The sequence below is a fragment of the Streptomyces sp. NPDC001443 genome (genome assembly GCF_053597355.1).
The window spans coordinates 108,028-123,336 of sequence record NZ_JBSFIA010000009.1; the positions used below are offsets into that span (position 1 = coordinate 108,028).

Genomic DNA, 15,309 nt, shown 5'->3' on the forward strand with positions numbered 1-15,309 from the left:
GATCATGTACATGAACTGACGTGAGGTGTACAGGACATGAACGAGGCTCGGTCCGCCGGGTGTCGGGAAGCGGCTCGTCCGCGTCCGGTTGCTCGCCGAGGGGTTGATGGCGAGGTGTCGAGGGGGCTGCGACCCTCGGGGGGTCGGGGTCGCTCGACGGGCGCGTCAAGGCTCTGAAAGCCTCTGGGAGCAGGGGAATTAGCGATTCCGTTCGGCCGGATCGCGCCTCTTGCGGGTCGGACGCGATCGCGCTGGATCGAGAAGTGATTGGGCGTACAACCATCCGGGAGTGACGGGTGTCTCAGGGTGTGAGTTCTGAGCCCATGCCATTCGGGTGGGATGTCGCGTGCCATTTCTCGGGCATATACCTGATGGGGATTCGCATGTCTGAACGTGTTGTGGCGGGCGTGGGGGCGACGCCCGTCGCCGCCCGCGGATCGTCGTCGGCGGAGAGACAGTTCGTCGCCGGGTTGCGCAGGCCGTTCTCCTCGCTCGCCCCGGCCGGACGGCGGTCGGGAACCGCCGGGGCGGAGGCGAAGCGCGCCACCGCGGGCGGACGGGGGAGCGGCCGGCTGTACGCCATCGACGGGCTGCGCCTGCTGGCCGCCCTGATGGTGGCGGTGCACCACTACGCGGGCACCTGGCGGGTCGACCAGCCGGCCAACCTGATCTGGGACAGGCCGGTGTCCGACATCATGCCCACGGTGTTCCGCTTCGGCGCCTACGGCTGGATCGGCGTCGAGATCTTCTTCGTGATCAGCGGCTTCGTGATCTGCATGTCGTGCTGGGGCCGCACCCCGCGGCAGTTCTTCGTCTCACGGGTCATCCGGCTGTATCCCGCCTACTGGGTCGCCATCGGGGTCACCACGGCCGTCCTGACGGCCCTGCCGGGAGTGTGGGAGCGGCAGCGGACGCGCGAGGTCCTGCTCAACTTCACCATGTTGCAGTCCGGTTCGGGCGTGTCGAACATCGACGGCGTGTACTGGACCCTCTGGTCCGAACTGCGTTTCTATCTGCTGTTCCTGGCGGTCGTCGCCACCGGCCTGACCTACCGCAAGGTCGTGGTGTTCTGCTGTGTGTGGGGAGCCGCCGCCATGATCGCCCCGGCCTCCGGTTTCCGGCTCCTGGTACTGGTGGCCAACCCGCAGGGCGCCTGGTACTTCATCGCCGGGCTGGCGCTCCATCTCATGTACCGCTTCGGCCAGGACCTGCTGCTGTGGGGCATCCTCGGCATGGCGTGGCTGATGGGCCAACTGGAGCTGGGCAACCGGATCGACCAGGTCGAGCACGTCTCCGGCTGGTGGGGCAGCGTACTGATCTTCACCTTGTTCCTGCTGGTCATGGTGGCGATCGCGCTCGGTGCGACCGATCGCGTGCACGGCAGGTGGCTGGTCACCGCGGGCGCTCTGACCTACCCCTTCTACCTGATGCACTACGCGGCCGGTACGACGCTGATCAACCGGCTGCGGGACACCATGGACGCCCGGCTGCTGGTCGTGGCCGTCATCGCCGGATTCCTGGTGCTGAGCTGGCTGGTGCACCGGCTGGTCGAACGACCGCTCGCGCGACTGATGAAGAGGGGACTGGACACGTCGTTCGCCCGACTGCGCAACGCCGGGAACACGGCCTGACCCGAGGGCACCCGTTGCGCCTCCCGAGCGGTGCGCCGTCCCGAGCGGTGCGGCGGGCCGGGTGCCGAGTGCTCGGTCCGACGGTCCCGCCGGGTGCCGTGCGGAGCACCCGGCGGGGAGCCTCCCTCACGCGTGATCGGCGCAGCAGGGGGTGGGGTTGGGCACCTCGAACGGGGCGAGCGTGCCGCCGACCGCCGGGACCAGGGCCAGGGTGAGCCGGCCGTCGCGCCACTCGGGGCGCACATGGTCACGCGTGTGCACCGCGGTGACCGGGTCGGGTCCGCCGCCGTCCGCCGACGGCGCGCCGACCACGACGACCTGGTCGACGGCGCTCAGGCCGAGCAGATCGGCCACGGTGACGGTGCCGGTGAGGGCGTCCACGCCGGGGTACGACACGGCCCGCCCGGCCCGGCGCCCGGCGTGTTCCCCGGCGGCCAGCCGCGCCGCGCGGGCGGCCCGCGGTGAGCCGTGCGTCCGTTCCCCGAAGGCGGCGCCCGTGTCCGGACCCGCCCAGTCGACGACAAGCGCCCACGCGGCCCGCGCCGCCCCGGCGTCGGGCAGGGCCAGCGACACGGCCGTGCTGCGGCGCTCGTCGGTGCGGATCAGATGGGTGCAGGCCACGGTGCCCGGCGGGAGGCCGAACTCGTCCACCAGGTGGTGGATCAGGTGATCGGCCTCCCGCAGGTTCGCCGAGCCGGCGTCCACCCCGATGACGGTGTGGACGCCGACGGCGTCGTGCGGAGGTGTCATGAGGGCAGGACCCACATGGGGTTGGAGTAGAACCACAGGTCCTTCCACGGGTCGGCGTCCCCGATGACGTCCATCGCCGGACCGGCCGGGTCGACCGCCGCACCGCGCAGGCCGACCGCCGAGCGGTTGCCGTCGGTGCCGCGCAGCCGCACGTACACCGGCTTGTCCACCCGGCCGAGGGAGTAGGTGAGACGCACCGCTCCGGTGGACTTGTTCACCTCGAAGGACCTCACGACCTTGGTGGCCGGGGTGACGAACGTGTCCTTGTCGGCGACCGGGCCGGTCACGTCGCCCTGGACGACGTCGACCCGGGCCAGCTTCGGCACGAACTGCGCCCAGTTGGGGCCGTTGGCGAGACTGATCTCGACGACCAGGTCGACCTGGCTGCCGCGGCGCACTGTGAGCGCACCGCCCAGGGTGACCGCGCGGTTCCCGGAGCGCAGCTGGGCGTTGAGGCCGCTGATGAGGCCGCCGTGGTCCACCCAGACCCGGCCGGCCCGGATGCCGTCCATGACCGCCTTGTACGAGAAGGAGGCGGCGCCGACGTGCGTGCGGGAGTACTGGCCGGGCCAGAAGTCGGTGTCCGTGACGTTCAGGGTGCCGCCGTAGACCGGGTCCTCGTAACGGCCGTTGGCGTCGAAGTTGCTGTTCGGGCCGCGGACCGCGGTGTCGGCGTACACGTTGTGGGAGTCGGAGTTCGCCGTGACCCACCACGGCTTGCCCTCGGCCAGCAGGCTGTCCCACAGACCGCCCACGGTGGAGGTCATCCAGTCGAAGCCGCCCCAGGTGCGGTAGCTCTCCAGCGGGTACCCGCCGAAGGAGTCGGCGCTCGGGCTGTTGTCGTAGATGCCACGACCGGAGCCCGCGCCCAGCGGGGCGGGTATGCCGGCCGCCTGGTGGCCGGGGGCGCCCTCCATGCCGACGGCGATGGTCGGCTGCGCGTCACGCCAGGCGCGGATCTCGTGCGGGGAGTCGATGCCCTTGCGCGCCGGGTGGTTGGCGAGGAACAGCACGTCCTTCACCTTGCGGCGCTGCACCTGCTCGGCGAGGAAGTTGAGGCCCGAGATGGCGAGCGCCTCGTTGGCCGGGCTGCTGGCGGAGGCGCCCTTGACGCTGCCGTCGAAGGAGTTCTCGAACTCCTTCAGCACCGCGACCTCGTTCTTGCCCGGGTGCACGAAGACGGTGCCGTGCTCGGCGGCCGGGATGTTCCACTCCAGACCCTGGAAGACGAGCGTGTCGTCGATCTGGTCACGGGCCGCGACGATGTCCGGGTTGACCTTCTCCACACCGATCTTGGCGTGCGTGACGCTGCCGTGGTCGGTGATGACCATCCAGTCCAGGCCGTGCGCGTTCGCCTGGCGGACGTGGTCGATGACCCGGTACTTGGCGTCGGAGCTGTGCTGGGTGTGGATGTGGTGGTCACCGGCGAGCCACAGGTAGCCGCCGGAGTGCGAGTCGTGGTGCGCCGCGAACGACTCGGACGTCGCCGCGGCGGCCTGCCCCGCACCGCCCAGCACGCTGCCCGCCGCCAGACCGGCACCGAGCAGACCGGTGCGGCGCAGCATGGAGCGCCGGGAGAGCTGGCCGGGGGTCAGTTCCTCGTCCGGGACCGACAGGTCGAGGGCCGGCGGCAGCGACGTGGCCTCGCCGCTGTCGTGGTGATGGTGGTGGTGACCGTGACCGTGGTCATGGCTGTGGCCGTGACTCATGCTCAACTCCCGCTGGGAACCATGGCGTACACGCTGGGGACGTGCAGAGTCTGAGAAGCCTCCGTGAACGCAGGGATGCGGGATGATGGTGACATCAAGAACGAAGCATGTGCAGCGAGAGCATTTCGGCCACCGGGGCCCGAGCGGTTCGGCGCCCGGTGCGCCCGGGCGAGTGCGGGTCTCAGCGGGCCTGTCCGGGCCCCTCGTCCTCCCGCTCCTGGAGGCCTCCCGGGCCGCGATGGACCACCAGGCTCCTGACCTCGTACGACATCTCGGTGGCCTCGGGGTCCGGGGCGGGGTGGTAACGCCCCGCGCAGACGGAGAGGTTGACGATGAGGTGGGCGCGCCAGCGGGAGCCGACGCCGCGCCCGTCGGCGAAGACCTGCCTGCCGTTCAGCGTCCAGCTCACGCTGCGCGCGCCGAACGTCACGCCGAGGTCGACGACACCGCCGGGGCGGACGGCCGCGTCCCGAACGTACCTGTAGCTGTCGCGTACGTGGTTGCTGAGCTCCAGCAGGTCGGGGTTGTCGGGGTGGTACTCGAACACGTCCACCTCGTTCCCGCCGTCCCGCCAGGTCCAGATCGCCGGCCACGCCCCCGGCTCGGTGGGCAGCCGCACCGTGGTGTCCAGACGGTCTCCGCTGCGGACCATGAAGCCCTCGGCGCTCTCCTCCGTGGTGAGCAGTCCCGTGTCCCACAGTCCGTCGGCACGGCGGACGGCGCGGAACGTGCCCGTGCGGGAGTACTCGGGGTCGGCGGTGAGGTGGTCCAGTTTGTTGTCGCCGGTATTGGTGGGGCCGCCGTCGGGATAGGCCCAGGAACGCCCCGCGACCCACTGGCGCGCGGAGCCGAAATCGGCGGTGAAGACGACTGAGCGCACGCAGGGGCTCCTTGTGGTGCCGGGAACCGCATCGGATGCCGGATTCATCCCCCACGGGGCAACAGCCATGCGGTCATGGGGAGTGGACACGGCCGGATTCACCCGGGCGGGTGACGCCGTTCCGTGCCACGGAGTTCACCGGTCCGACGCCGGAAAGGAGCACGCTCCACGCACCGAACGCCGGTGGGAGGGGCGGGGGACGGAGTTCACGAAGCGGGGGCGGGTGCGGCGCAGAGGACTGCGGATGGCCGGCCGGGCGCTGGTGCTGGAGGCGGTCTGCGGCGGCTGGCCCGTCCGCCCGGCCCCGCGACTTCACCGCGCGGGCCGGGAACACCCGCCCGGCTGACGGCCGGCCTGGCCGCTGCGGCGACCGTGGGCCCGCGCCCCGGACGGCGGGCGCCCTGGCTGCTGGTGCGGGCCGAACCGGGCCGGCAGTTCACCCGGGACCGCTCGGAACCGGTGGAGGGGCAGGAGGTGTAAGCGGTCGTCCGCGCGGCCCGGTTGCCGGGCGTCGCGGAGGCCGTCGTACCGGCCCGTCCCCTTGCCCGGCAGCGGCGGCGCCGGGGAAGGGGACGGGCGAGGGGCGGAACGGGGACCGGTCGGGCGGCCGGTCCCGGGCGCTTCGCGGCGAGGCGCGTCAGGAGGCGACGAAGCGGGCGATCTGGCCGAGCACGGTCGTGTCGGTGAGATAGCCGATGTGGGTCTGGCAGGCGACGTTGTTGTTCGTCGCGCCGTCCAGCTTCGTGCTGGTGTACGGGATGATGACGCCGTCGCACGCCGAGTACCAGGTGGCGTACTTGGTGTCGCCCGGCGTCTCGTCGCCCGCGGTGATCTGGGCGATGAACGAGGAGCCCGGGTACATCTGCTGGCAGGTCGTGTAGATCAGACAGGCGCCGGCGTACGTGGTCCCGTGATTGGCGCCGGCGATCGAGGCGAGGTGGCTGACGCTGGTGTTGCCGCCCAGCACCTTCAGGTAGTACTGGCTGACGAGGCCGCCCATCGAGTGGTTGACGATGGCGACCTTGCTCGCGCCGGTGCGCGCCTTCACGTTGTTGACGAAGGTGGCCAGGCCCTGCGCGTTGGTGATGTTGTTGCCGTAGGAGTCGTACTCGTAGGCGAACAGGTTGGAGCTGGACCAGCCGTTGGCCTGGAAGACGGCCATGGCGGTGACCCAGTTGGAGGCGTTGCCGGTGTACCCGTGGACGAACACGACCGGGGTGCTGGTCGACAGCGGCTGCACGGCCGCGTCGGCCGCCCGCGCGGAGGCGACGGTCGTGGTCGCGGCGTCGGCCGCGCCGGCCGTCGACGCCGAGGAGAACAGGGTGAACGCGACCGCGGAGGCCGCGAGAACGCCGAGAAGCCGGCGCGGGGAACGACGACGCATGGAACCCTCCAGACGAGGATGCGGGTGCTTGACCCGACCAGAGTCGTGGGGCGGGACGCGGGCGCCATCGGCTAAATCACCAGTGTGCGCGGCGGCCCCGGACGCTTCAGGGCGCCCGGCCCGCCTGTGGATCCGTCGGTCTCGCTTGAGGCCGCTGAGCATCACGCCGCGGATGCAGTACTTCTGCGGCAGCAGGAAGAGGACCGGCACCGGCAGGACGCTCAGGACCGGACCGGCCATCACGATCGGCATCGTGCGGGTCGGGCCGCGGCCGGTTCACCCGACGGTGAAGTCGGCCGCCTTGTCGTCCAGGGTGGTCGTGCCGTCCTCGGCGGTGGCCTGGACGGCGACGTGCCAGACCCCGCGCGGCGACGACTGGGCGTCCGACCGGCTGACCACGGCCGTGTAGGTGCAGCGCACGGTGTCCTCCCCGGAGGGCTTGCAGATCGCCGATTCCACGGCGGCCATGTCCTTCGCGGTCGGCCGTTTCTTGGCGAGGGAGGAGTTCTCCGGCCAGGCCAGCACCTTCACGCTCTTGACACCGGAGGACGCCGAGACGTCCGCGACGAAGGTCAGCGCGCCGTCGCGGTCGCCGACGGGAGCGGTGTAACGGGCACTGCTGTCGGTGATCGCCGGAGGCTGGTCCCCGGCGTAGGCGAGAGCCAAGGCGCCGGCCCCCACGCCACCGAGGACGACAACACCGGTGGCCACGGACAGAGCCGTACGTCGGGACATGAGATTCTCCGTAACTGTGTCAGCTGTATCGCGCCGCCGTTTCCTCGGCCGCGCCGTTGCGTCGATACTCGCCGCGGGCGGTCCTGCCGGACATGAGCCCACGTACTCAACCCCGCCTGAGTAACGGTGACCGTGCGGCCCCAGGGTGGTCCCGAAGCGCACGGAGGCGGGGCGCGTCACCCTCGTGGTCGCCGCTGACGGCGGGTCAATACACTCGCCCGATGAACGACATACAGTGCACCCACTGCGGCACGGTCGGGCTGGAGCCGGGCTTCGTCGAGGACTCGGGGCAGGGTGCCCGCGGCAACGCGCGGTGGATCGAGGGCGCCCTTCAACGGGGCCCGCTGGGCGGTGTCAGGAGGCTGGGCCGGCCGCGCTGGACGATCGAGGCCTACCGCTGCCCCGCCTGCGCGCACCTGGAACTGTTCGCCATGCAGCGCGAGTGAGATGCCCGTCGGCGCCTCGGCCCGGGTGCGCGTGGGGTCGGGCTGTTCTAGCGTCGGAGGTGGGGAGGGGCGGTTCCGCCCGGCCGACGGGCGGGCGTGGGGCCGCCCGGGTGCGGGCCCCGGGTGAGGAGTCGTACACCCGCCGTGTCCGCCGCCCGGTGCCGGATCCGCGCGTCCCACCGATCCTGGAGAGCAGGTATCTGCCATGCGCACATCGGCCCGCGTCGCCGGTGTCCTCACCGGTCTGACCCTGGTGCTCGGCGGGGCAGCCCTCGCCGCGCCCGCCGCACAGGCGGACATCCCGGCCTGTACGAACATGGTCCGGCAGACGGGCGTCGAAGTCTCCGACGCCGTGACCACGGCGTGCACCCGAGGCGTCCACGCCGACCTGCGGGGCTGTGCGGACGCCCTGGGCGCGCTCGGCGTGCCGGGCGGCGCCGCGACCGGCGCCTGCCGGCTGGCTGCCAACCCCCCGCTCTGACGGCAGGCCGGCAGCCGACGAGCCCTGACGAGAGACCTCAGTCGCGTTCGTGCAGCGCGACGGCCAGCGGTGCGGCGGTGAACATGGAGGAGTAGGTGCCGACCGCGAGGCCGATGAGCAGCGCGAGGGCGAAGTCGGTGAGGGTGTCACCGCCGAGGACGACCAGCGCGGCCAGGACGAACGCGGCGCCCATGCCGGTGTTGACGGTGCGGGGCAGGGTCTGCAGGAGGGCCCGGTTGGTGATCTCGCGGAACGGCGTTCTGCGGTGGTGGCCGAGTTCCCTGACCCGGTCGAAGACGACGACCGAGTCGTTGACGGAGTAGCCGATGACGGTCAGCAGCGCGGCCAGGAAGACGCCGTCGACGGGTTTGCCGAGCCAGGCGAAGACACCGGTGAGGATCACCACGTCGTGGGCCAGGGCCGCGACCGAAGCGGTGGCGAACAGCCAGCGGAACCGCGCGGCCAGGTAGACGAGTTGGGCCCCGAGGGCGACCGCGAGGGCGACGAGGGCGCCATGGCGGAGCTCCTTGCCGAGGCTGGGGCCGATGCTCTCGTCGCGGAGAACATCGGCACCGCCGGCCAGGTCGCGGACGACTTCGGTGGCGGCCGCTGTCCGATCGTCCGTCAGCGGTCCTGTCCGTACGGTGAGTCGGTCGTCGCCCGAGGTCTGCACGACGGCGTCGGGGAAGCCCGCGTCGGCGAGCGACGCGCGCGCCCGGTCGGGGTCGACGGCGGTGGCGGTGGTGTACTCGACGAGACGCCCGCCGGTGAACTCGACGCCGAGGTCGAGGCCGCGCAGCGCGATCCCCGAGGCGGCCAGGACGAGGGCGGCGGCGGAGACGGCCAGCCATCTGCGCGGGTGACGCATCAACTGCGGGTTCCTGCGGCCGAGTCGGTTGCGGACCGTGCCGGTGTGCGCGACACCGAAGAGACCGGGGCGGCGACGTGCCCAGGAGCGGGCGGCGGAGTACTCCGCGAGCACCCGGGTGACGACCAGCGCGCTGAGCATGGAGGCGAGCACGCCGATGCCCAGCGTGACCCCGAAGCCGCGGACGGGTCCGGAGGCGAGGAAGAACAGCAGGCCGGCGGCGATGAGGGTGGTGATGTTGGAGTCGGCGATCGCGCTGAGGGCGCCGCGGAACCCGGCGGTCAGCGAGGAGCGGGGGGTGGCCCGTCGCCGGGCGGCGTACTCCTCGCGGGCGCGTTCGAAGACCAGCACGTTGGCGTCGACGGCCATGCCGATGGCGAGGACGAACCCGGCGAGTCCGGGCAGGGTGAGGGTGGCGCCGAGGGCGGCCAGGGCGGCGTAGGAGACGAGGCCGTAGCAGGCCAGGGACACGGTGGCCAGCAGGCCCAGGAACCGGTAGACGACGATGATGAACAGCGAGGTCAGCGCCGTGCCGATGACGGCGGCCCAGGCGCTGGCCGTGATGGCCGCGGCCCCGAGGGTGGGGCCGACCGTGCGCTGTTCGGCGATCTCCACCGGCACGGGCAGGGCCCCGCCGTTGATGAGCAGAGCCAGTTCCCTGGCTTCCCCGTCGTCGAAGGAACCGGTGATCTGCGTGGAACCGCCGGCTATCCCGGAGCGGCAGGCGACGGACGGGTCGACCTGCGGCGAGGAGACGATCCTGTCGTCCAGGACGATGGCGACCCGGCGGGACGGGTCCCCCGCCGGATGGCAGGCGGCCGCTCCGGTCAGACGGGCCCAGCCGTCCTTCCCGGCGCCCTCGAAGTCGACGGTGACGTGCCATCCGGCGCCGCCCTGCTGGTCGAAGCGCGCGGCGGCCTTGCGGACGTCCTTGCCGGTCAGCGTGGCGGCCTCGAGGCGCAGAGGTTGCCCGGACTCGTCGGGCAGCACCAGCGGGCGAGGCCGACCGGGCTGCGGTTCGGGGACGTCGTCGGTGCCGGAGGCGGTGCCGACGACCGGGTGGAAGGTGAGCTGGGCGGTGCGTCCGAGGAGTTCGGCGGCCTTCGCCGGGTCCTGCACACCGGGCAGTTCGACGATGATCCGGTTGCTGCCGGAGCCGACGATGCCGGGTTCGGCGACACCGAGCGCGTCGATGCGGTCGCGCAGCACTTCGACGGTGCGCTCGACCGCGTCGCCGTCCGCGTCCGCGGCGTCGCCGTCCGCGTCGGCTGCGGTGGTCGGCCGGGTCTGGAGAACGATCTGCGTGCCGCCGCGCAGATCGAGGCCGAGATGGACGGGCACCGTGAGCGCGACGTACAGCGACACGGCGATGGCGGCGAGGGCGATCAGCCCTCTGAGATGCAGAGATCGGTTCACGACGGTCCTTCGGCGGGCATGCCGCGGCCAGGGCGTGGTCCACGGCGAGGAGAGACGGAGGCAGCGAGCGCAGGGGTCAGGTGCCCGGCCGTCGAGGAGGTGCCCGCAGACGGACGTCGTACGTCGGTCGTGCGGAGGTGGACGCGGGCAGCGTCGCCGCGGAGACGTCGACGGTGCGCGGCAGGGCGCCGCCCGGGCGGCCCGGGGTGCCGAGGGCGGGCGGCGGCGAGTGGCGCTCGCCGACGGCGGGGCGCTGGATTCGTGCCGCACCGGCGCGGAGGGCCGGATGCCCGTCGTCCGCGTGATGCCCGCCCTCGGCCCGGACGGTCGCGGCAACCGGTCCGGCGGCCGTCGGTGACGCCGACGGCGATGCGGGGGTGGAGCGCGGTGCCGCTGTCATGGCCGTCGAGGCTGTCGTGCCCCTCGCGCCGACGGGTGTGACCGGGGACGGGCCGCCGGGTGTCGTCGCGGTGAGCAGCGCGGCGAGCGCGGCGAGCAGGATCGCGACCACCGCCGAGGCCCCGAGGACGCACGAGCGTGCGGGGGTGAGCGAGGAGCGTGCCATACGTCGTCCTAGCTTCGGCTGCGGTGGGCGCTGGTCCTGGGAGAGCGGGGTGCCTCAAGGCTCCGGCGGGGGAGTGGACGGCCGGAGCCTTGAGGCGGTCGGAGGGGCCGGCGGTCAGGGTTCGATGAGGCCGGCCCGGATGGCGTAGCGCGTGAGGCCCAGGCGGTCGCGCATCCCGAGCTTGTGCAGGAGGTTCTCCCGGTGCCGGTGGACGGTCTTGATGCTGATGAACAGCAGCTCCGCGATCTCCTTGGAGGAGTGGCCCTCGGCCACGAGCTTGAGCACCTCCTCCTCCCGGGGCGTCAGCACCTGGTCCGGGGGTTCCTCGCCGTCGTGGACACGGTCGAGGTAGTTGCGGACGAGGGCGGTGACCGCGCCCGGGTAGAGGAATGGCTCGTCGCGCATGGCGGCCCGGCAGGCGGCGACCAGGTCGCGGTCGGCCACGGACTTCAGCACGTACCCGCCGGCCCCGGCCTTGAGCGCCTGGAAGAAGTACTGCTCGTTGTCGTGCATCGTCAGCATCAGGACCCGCACGCCGGGCTTGACCGCGAGGAGTTCGCGGGCGGCCTGGAGACCGGTCATCCGGGGCATCGCGATGTCCAGGACGGCCAGGTCGACCTGGTGGGTGCGGGCCAGGGCGACGGCCTCGGCGCCGTCCCCGGCCTCGGCGACGACCTCGAGGTCGGGTTCGCCGTCGAGGATGAGCCGCACCCCGCGTCGTACCAGCGCGTGGTCGTCGGCGAGCAGGATCCGGATCGTCGGTGTTTCGGTCATGGTCACGACTTTCTGGGGCTGGCGGGCACGGTCAGCCGGACCTGGGTACCGGCCTCCGGCTCGGAGGTGATGTCGAGCGCCGCCCCGATCAGCAGGGCCCGCTCGCGCATCCCGCGGATCCCGGCGCCCTCGCGGACGACGGCGCTCCCACGGCCGTCGTCCGCGACGGTCAGGACCACCGAGTCGTCGGCGTGGCGCAGGGTCACCTCCACCCGGCCGGCCTCGGCGTGCCGGGCGGCGTTGGTCAGGGCCTCCTGGACGACCCGGTAGAGCACGAGTTCCGTCTGCTCGTCCAGCGCGGGCAGCCCGGGGTCGAAGCGGCGCACCACGCGCAGCCCGGCGTGCGTGGCGAACTCGGTGGTCAGCGAGGTGAGGGCGCTGACCAGGCCGAGATCCTCCAGCACGCCCGGCCGCAGCCGGCGCACCAGGCGGCGGACCTCGTCCAGGCTCTCGCGGGTGATCTCCTGGGCCTGTTGCAGCTCACCGCGCAGCGGCTCGGCCGCCGTGTCCGCCGCCCGCTTCAGCGCCAGCAGGATCGCGGTCATGCTCTGGCCGACCTCGTCGTGGAGTTCCTGGGCGATACGGCGCCGCTCGGCCTCCTGCGCGAGCAGGACGCGGGCGCTGCTGGCGGCCCGTTCGTGTTCGAGGCGGTCGAGCATGGCGTTGAAGGTGCGGATCAGCTCGGCGATCTCGCTGTGCCCGCGTTCCGGCAGGCGCTGGCCGGGGCGCAGCAGGTCGACGGTGGTCATCAGCTTCGCGAGCCGGCCCAGGGGCGCCAGGCCGATCCCCAGCAGGGCCGCGTTGGCGACCAGCATGACGGCCAGGCCGGCCACCAGGATGACCGCCTCGGTCAGCACGACCGGCACGGACACCGTCACCGGGGCCCACAGCAGCAGCGCGGTGGCAGACCCCAGCACCACGGCGTTGAGGGCGAAGATCCGCCAGAACAGCGACACCGGGATGACAACCCTTCCTCGTGCGATACGGCTCTGTCTCCACTGTCGGTCACCGCGCACCCCACGCCCGAGTCGTGGGCGCGGCTCGGCGACCGGTCCGTGGCCAGCCTCCCTCCGCCGCGCCCGACCCGTCGATGGGCTCCAATGCCCATTTCCGCAGGCCGGGCCGCCGAGGTCGCGACGGGCTCCGCGGCGGCGCAGATGGGTATCGCGCCCGATGGGTTTCGTACGGCGCCTCGGCCAAGGTGGGGTCCGGACCACTCACCGTGACCCCGCCGTTCCCGGTCCGGGGCGCACCTCTGCGGTCCAAGGCCTCTCCGCTCCGAGGCTTCGCGCCTCACCTCAGCTCCGTACGCCCCCGTTCCGTCGAGGAAAGGACCTGCCATGCCGCTCGACACGCCCCGGACCGAACCCGGTCCCGAACCCCGGACCGCCCCCCGTCCCGAAGCCCGCCCCGAGCGTCTGACGGCGCACGAGGCCCGTCAGCGGCTCGAACACGAACGCAACTCCCGGCTGACGCAGCTGCGGGCCATCGCCGAGGCCGAGCCGAGCACGCCAGACCCGATGGCGACCGCGCAGCGGGACACCGTGCGGCGGGTCCTCAAGGAGATCGACGCGGCGTTCGCCCGGGTCCAGGACGGCAGCTACGGAGACTGCGAGGGCTGCGCCAAGCCCATCCCCGTCGAGCGCCTGGAGATCCTGCCGCACACGCGGTACTGCGTCCCCTGCCAGCGCGACGCCGCCTGACCGGCGTCCGCCCAGCCTCCGTCCGCTGCCCCGTCCGAGGGGGAATTGGTGAACCAGCAGAGCACCCGCCACCGCAACACGACCCTGTCGACCGAGGACCTCGCCGCCCTGCGGGCGAACCTGCACGAGCAGCGCCTGTTCCGCCTGGAACAGCTCCAGCAGCTCTCGGCCGCCGCCGCGCACCGCCCCCCGGCACTGCCCGAGCGGCGCGCCGCCGCCCAGACGGAGGTCCGGGTCAAGCTCGCCGCCTCCGCCCGGATGGTCCTCGCCGACGTCGAGGCGGCCCTCGTGCGCATGGAGCAGGGCCGGTACGGCAACTGCCACCTGTGCCGCAGACCCATCGCCCGGGAGCGCCTGGTCATCGTGCCGCAGGCCCGCTACTGCGGGCGCTGCCAGCAGGTGCGGGAGGCAGGCCGGTGACCATGACACCCCGCCCGCGCTCCCGGAGCACGCGGCACCGCCCCTGGCCCTGCTGCCCGCAGTGCTGTGGCATCGCCCTGGACCTGGGCAGCGTACGCACCCGGGTCTGGGCGTCCGGCCGGGGCGTGATCCTGGACGTGCCCACGGTGACCTTCCCGGGGGACGGCGGTGTGCACCCCGTCCAGCGCGCCACCATCGTCGACGTCCCGGGCACCGCCCTGATGCTCGATCGCCTGCTCGGCCACCGGCTGCCGCACGCCACCCGCCCCATGTTCATCCTGACCACACCCGTACTGAGCGGACCCGCCTTCCGGTCGGCGGCCCGTGCCGCGGTGGAGCGGTTGCGGCCGCACGGCGTGCTGACCGTCCCGGCGGCGCGCGCCGTGGCCACCGCGGTCGACGCCGACCTGAGCAGGCCCCTGCTCGTGGTGGACCTCGGCGCCCACGTCACCGAGGTCGTCCTGCTCACCGACGGCTTCGTGACCGACGCCCGCCGCACCGCCCTGGGCATCGGCGACCTGGACAGCCGCACCCCGCCGGCCCGGATCGCCGACGCGGCCGTCGCGATGGTCACCACCATGCTGGAACAGGACCGCACCACCCAGACGCTCGACGCGCTGCGACGGGGCGTGCTCCTGGCCGGCGGGGGCGCGCTGCGTCCCGACATCGTCCACCGCCTGAGCGGGCGACTGCACGCCCCCGTCACACCGGTGCCCGCCCCGCACACCGCGGCCGTCCGCGGGGCGGGCCGGCTGCTGGAAGACGCCCACGCACATCCCTCGACCACCGGACTCACCGGGTCCGCGCACCCGCAGTAGCGCAGCCAGGAGCGGGCGCGCCCATACAGAAGGAGACACATGGTGGCCCGTGAAACACCCCGGTACAGCCGCCGCCCCCCTGAACACCCGCCCGGTGTCCTGCTGTGGCGGTTGCGGAGCAACCCGCTGCGCCGCCGTACCGATCTCGTGCAGGCGTGGATCGCGCTCGGCCTGATCCTCGCCGTGACGGCGGCGGTCCCCGCCGCCATGTTCCTGGTCGGCGACGCCGCCTACCGTCACCACCGGCAGACCGCGCGGGACGAGGCCGCCGTACGGCACCACACCCCCGCGGTCCTCCTGCACGACGCCCCGCGCCATCCCGAACCCGGTTCCCCCGAGGCGAAGTCGACCCGGTATCCGGTCACCGTCCGCTTCACCGATCCGCACGGACGGACACGGACCGCGAGGGCCGACGTCGAACCCGCACTGCGCGCCGGCAGCGAGGTCCGGGTCTGGGTCGGCGAGGAAGGGCGGATCACCGGCCCGCCACTGACCGCCGAACAGGTCCGCAACCGCACGATGGGCGCCGCGCTGGTCGCCGCCCTGACCGTGCCCGCCGTCGGTGCCGCCGCGTACGGCTGGGCCGCGCGCAGGCTGGAGCGGCGCAACCTCGCACGGTGGGACATCGCGTGGGCCCGTACGGCCCCGCGGTGGACCACGTCGACGTGACCTGAATCAGCGCTGCCGGAGCGCCGCCGCCGAGCGGGCGATACGCGGTACGCGGCGCCG

General features: G+C 72.7%; 16 protein-coding genes. 7 read left to right on the forward strand and 9 right to left on the reverse strand.

The features are described 5' to 3' along the window. Positions 1–383 precede the first annotated feature (383 nt). Entirely contained in the window at positions 384–1,631 is a 1,248-nt protein-coding gene (locus ACWC24_RS12980) for an acyltransferase family protein (RefSeq protein ID WP_450662854.1), read from the forward strand. Between the two features lie 126 nt (positions 1,632–1,757). On the opposite strand, the gene ACWC24_RS12985 is transcribed toward ACWC24_RS12980, so the two are convergent. From ACWC24_RS12985 to ACWC24_RS13005, 5 genes are all read right to left on the reverse strand, one after another. Next, positions 1,758–2,381, reverse strand: coding sequence for a hypothetical protein (locus tag ACWC24_RS12985; protein ID WP_450662855.1), 624 nt, complete (start codon positions 2,379–2,381; stop codon positions 1,758–1,760). After that, a complete protein-coding gene (locus ACWC24_RS12990; protein ID WP_450662856.1) occupies positions 2,378–4,090 on the reverse strand; it encodes a PHP domain-containing protein in 1,713 nt (570 codons plus the stop codon). Before ACWC24_RS12990 ends, ACWC24_RS12985 begins: the two co-directional genes overlap by 4 nt. A gap of 181 nt (positions 4,091–4,271) precedes the next feature. Then, positions 4,272–5,018: a beta-glucanase gene (locus ACWC24_RS12995; RefSeq protein WP_450662857.1), complete on the reverse strand. Its 747-nt coding sequence runs from the start codon at positions 5,016–5,018 to the stop codon at positions 4,272–4,274. 589 nt (positions 5,019–5,607) lie between these two features. Beyond that, a complete protein-coding gene (locus tag ACWC24_RS13000) occupies positions 5,608–6,354 on the reverse strand; it encodes an esterase/lipase family protein (protein WP_450662858.1) in 747 nt (248 codons plus the stop codon). A gap of 276 nt (positions 6,355–6,630) precedes the next feature. Beyond that, on the reverse strand, positions 6,631–7,089 hold the full coding sequence (locus ACWC24_RS13005) for a DUF5707 domain-containing protein (RefSeq protein ID WP_450662859.1): 459 nt from the start codon (positions 7,087–7,089) through the stop codon (positions 6,631–6,633). 221 nt (positions 7,090–7,310) lie between these two features. Between ACWC24_RS13005 and ACWC24_RS13010 the strand changes: the two genes are divergently transcribed. After that, positions 7,311–7,535: a hypothetical protein gene (locus ACWC24_RS13010; RefSeq protein WP_450662860.1), complete on the forward strand. Its 225-nt coding sequence runs from the start codon at positions 7,311–7,313 to the stop codon at positions 7,533–7,535. A 205-nt stretch (positions 7,536–7,740) separates the two neighbouring features. Then, positions 7,741–8,016: a hypothetical protein gene (locus tag ACWC24_RS13015; RefSeq protein WP_450662861.1), complete on the forward strand. Its 276-nt coding sequence runs from the start codon at positions 7,741–7,743 to the stop codon at positions 8,014–8,016. 37 nt (positions 8,017–8,053) lie between these two features. Here ACWC24_RS13015 and secD read toward each other — a convergent pair whose 3' ends face one another. From secD to ACWC24_RS13035, 4 genes are all read right to left on the reverse strand, one after another. After that, a complete protein-coding gene (gene secD / locus ACWC24_RS13020) occupies positions 8,054–10,300 on the reverse strand; it encodes a protein translocase subunit SecD (RefSeq protein ID WP_450662862.1) in 2,247 nt (748 codons plus the stop codon). A gap of 76 nt (positions 10,301–10,376) precedes the next feature. Next, positions 10,377–10,865, reverse strand: coding sequence for a hypothetical protein (locus ACWC24_RS13025; RefSeq protein ID WP_450662863.1), 489 nt, complete (start codon positions 10,863–10,865; stop codon positions 10,377–10,379). Positions 10,866–10,979: 114 nt separating this feature from the next. Continuing rightward, positions 10,980–11,639 (reverse strand): response regulator, encoded by a 660-nt coding sequence (locus tag ACWC24_RS13030; RefSeq protein WP_450662864.1) that lies wholly within the window; start codon positions 11,637–11,639, stop codon positions 10,980–10,982. A gap of 2 nt (positions 11,640–11,641) precedes the next feature. Further along, on the reverse strand, positions 11,642–12,595 hold the full coding sequence (locus ACWC24_RS13035) for a HAMP domain-containing sensor histidine kinase (RefSeq protein ID WP_450662865.1): 954 nt from the start codon (positions 12,593–12,595) through the stop codon (positions 11,642–11,644). 384 nt (positions 12,596–12,979) lie between these two features. Between ACWC24_RS13035 and ACWC24_RS13040 the strand changes: the two genes are divergently transcribed. From ACWC24_RS13040 to ACWC24_RS13055, 4 genes are read left to right on the forward strand one after another with little or no spacing between them, the layout of a single operon-like run. Continuing rightward, positions 12,980–13,342, forward strand: coding sequence for a TraR/DksA family transcriptional regulator (locus ACWC24_RS13040; protein WP_450662866.1), 363 nt, complete (start codon positions 12,980–12,982; stop codon positions 13,340–13,342). 45 nt (positions 13,343–13,387) lie between these two features. Continuing rightward, positions 13,388–13,762, forward strand: coding sequence for a TraR/DksA family transcriptional regulator (locus ACWC24_RS13045; protein WP_450662867.1), 375 nt, complete (start codon positions 13,388–13,390; stop codon positions 13,760–13,762). Positions 13,763–13,764: 2 nt separating this feature from the next. After that, complete coding sequence (locus tag ACWC24_RS13050; protein WP_450662946.1) at positions 13,765–14,580, forward strand: rod shape-determining protein; 816 nt, start codon at positions 13,765–13,767, stop codon at positions 14,578–14,580. Between the two features lie 42 nt (positions 14,581–14,622). Continuing rightward, a complete protein-coding gene (locus ACWC24_RS13055) occupies positions 14,623–15,249 on the forward strand; it encodes an Rv1733c family protein (RefSeq protein ID WP_450662947.1) in 627 nt (208 codons plus the stop codon). Positions 15,250–15,309 lie beyond the last annotated feature (60 nt).

Excerpts from the sequence above, each read along its gene's own strand:
- ACWC24_RS13025 (WP_450662863.1), bottom strand. The coding sequence starts at position 10,865 with ATGGCACGCTCCTCGCTCACCCCCGCACGCTCGTGCGTCCTCGGGGCC.
- ACWC24_RS13010 (WP_450662860.1), top strand. The coding sequence starts at position 7,311 with ATGAACGACATACAGTGCACCCACTGCGGCACGGTCGGGCTGGAGCCG.
- ACWC24_RS12990 (WP_450662856.1), bottom strand. The coding sequence starts at position 4,090 with ATGAGTCACGGCCACAGCCATGACCACGGTCACGGTCACCACCACCAT.
- ACWC24_RS12980 (WP_450662854.1), top strand. The coding sequence starts at position 384 with ATGTCTGAACGTGTTGTGGCGGGCGTGGGGGCGACGCCCGTCGCCGCC.
- ACWC24_RS13005 (WP_450662859.1), bottom strand. The coding sequence starts at position 7,089 with ATGTCCCGACGTACGGCTCTGTCCGTGGCCACCGGTGTTGTCGTCCTC.
- ACWC24_RS13015 (WP_450662861.1), top strand. The coding sequence starts at position 7,741 with ATGCGCACATCGGCCCGCGTCGCCGGTGTCCTCACCGGTCTGACCCTG.
- ACWC24_RS13000 (WP_450662858.1), bottom strand. The coding sequence starts at position 6,354 with ATGCGTCGTCGTTCCCCGCGCCGGCTTCTCGGCGTTCTCGCGGCCTCC.
- ACWC24_RS13040 (WP_450662866.1), top strand. The coding sequence starts at position 12,980 with ATGCCGCTCGACACGCCCCGGACCGAACCCGGTCCCGAACCCCGGACC.
- ACWC24_RS13030 (WP_450662864.1), bottom strand. The coding sequence starts at position 11,639 with ATGACCGAAACACCGACGATCCGGATCCTGCTCGCCGACGACCACGCG.
- ACWC24_RS13050 (WP_450662946.1), top strand. The coding sequence starts at position 13,765 with ATGACACCCCGCCCGCGCTCCCGGAGCACGCGGCACCGCCCCTGGCCC.
- ACWC24_RS12985 (WP_450662855.1), bottom strand. The coding sequence starts at position 2,381 with ATGACACCTCCGCACGACGCCGTCGGCGTCCACACCGTCATCGGGGTG.
- ACWC24_RS12995 (WP_450662857.1), bottom strand. The coding sequence starts at position 5,018 with ATGAATCCGGCATCCGATGCGGTTCCCGGCACCACAAGGAGCCCCTGC.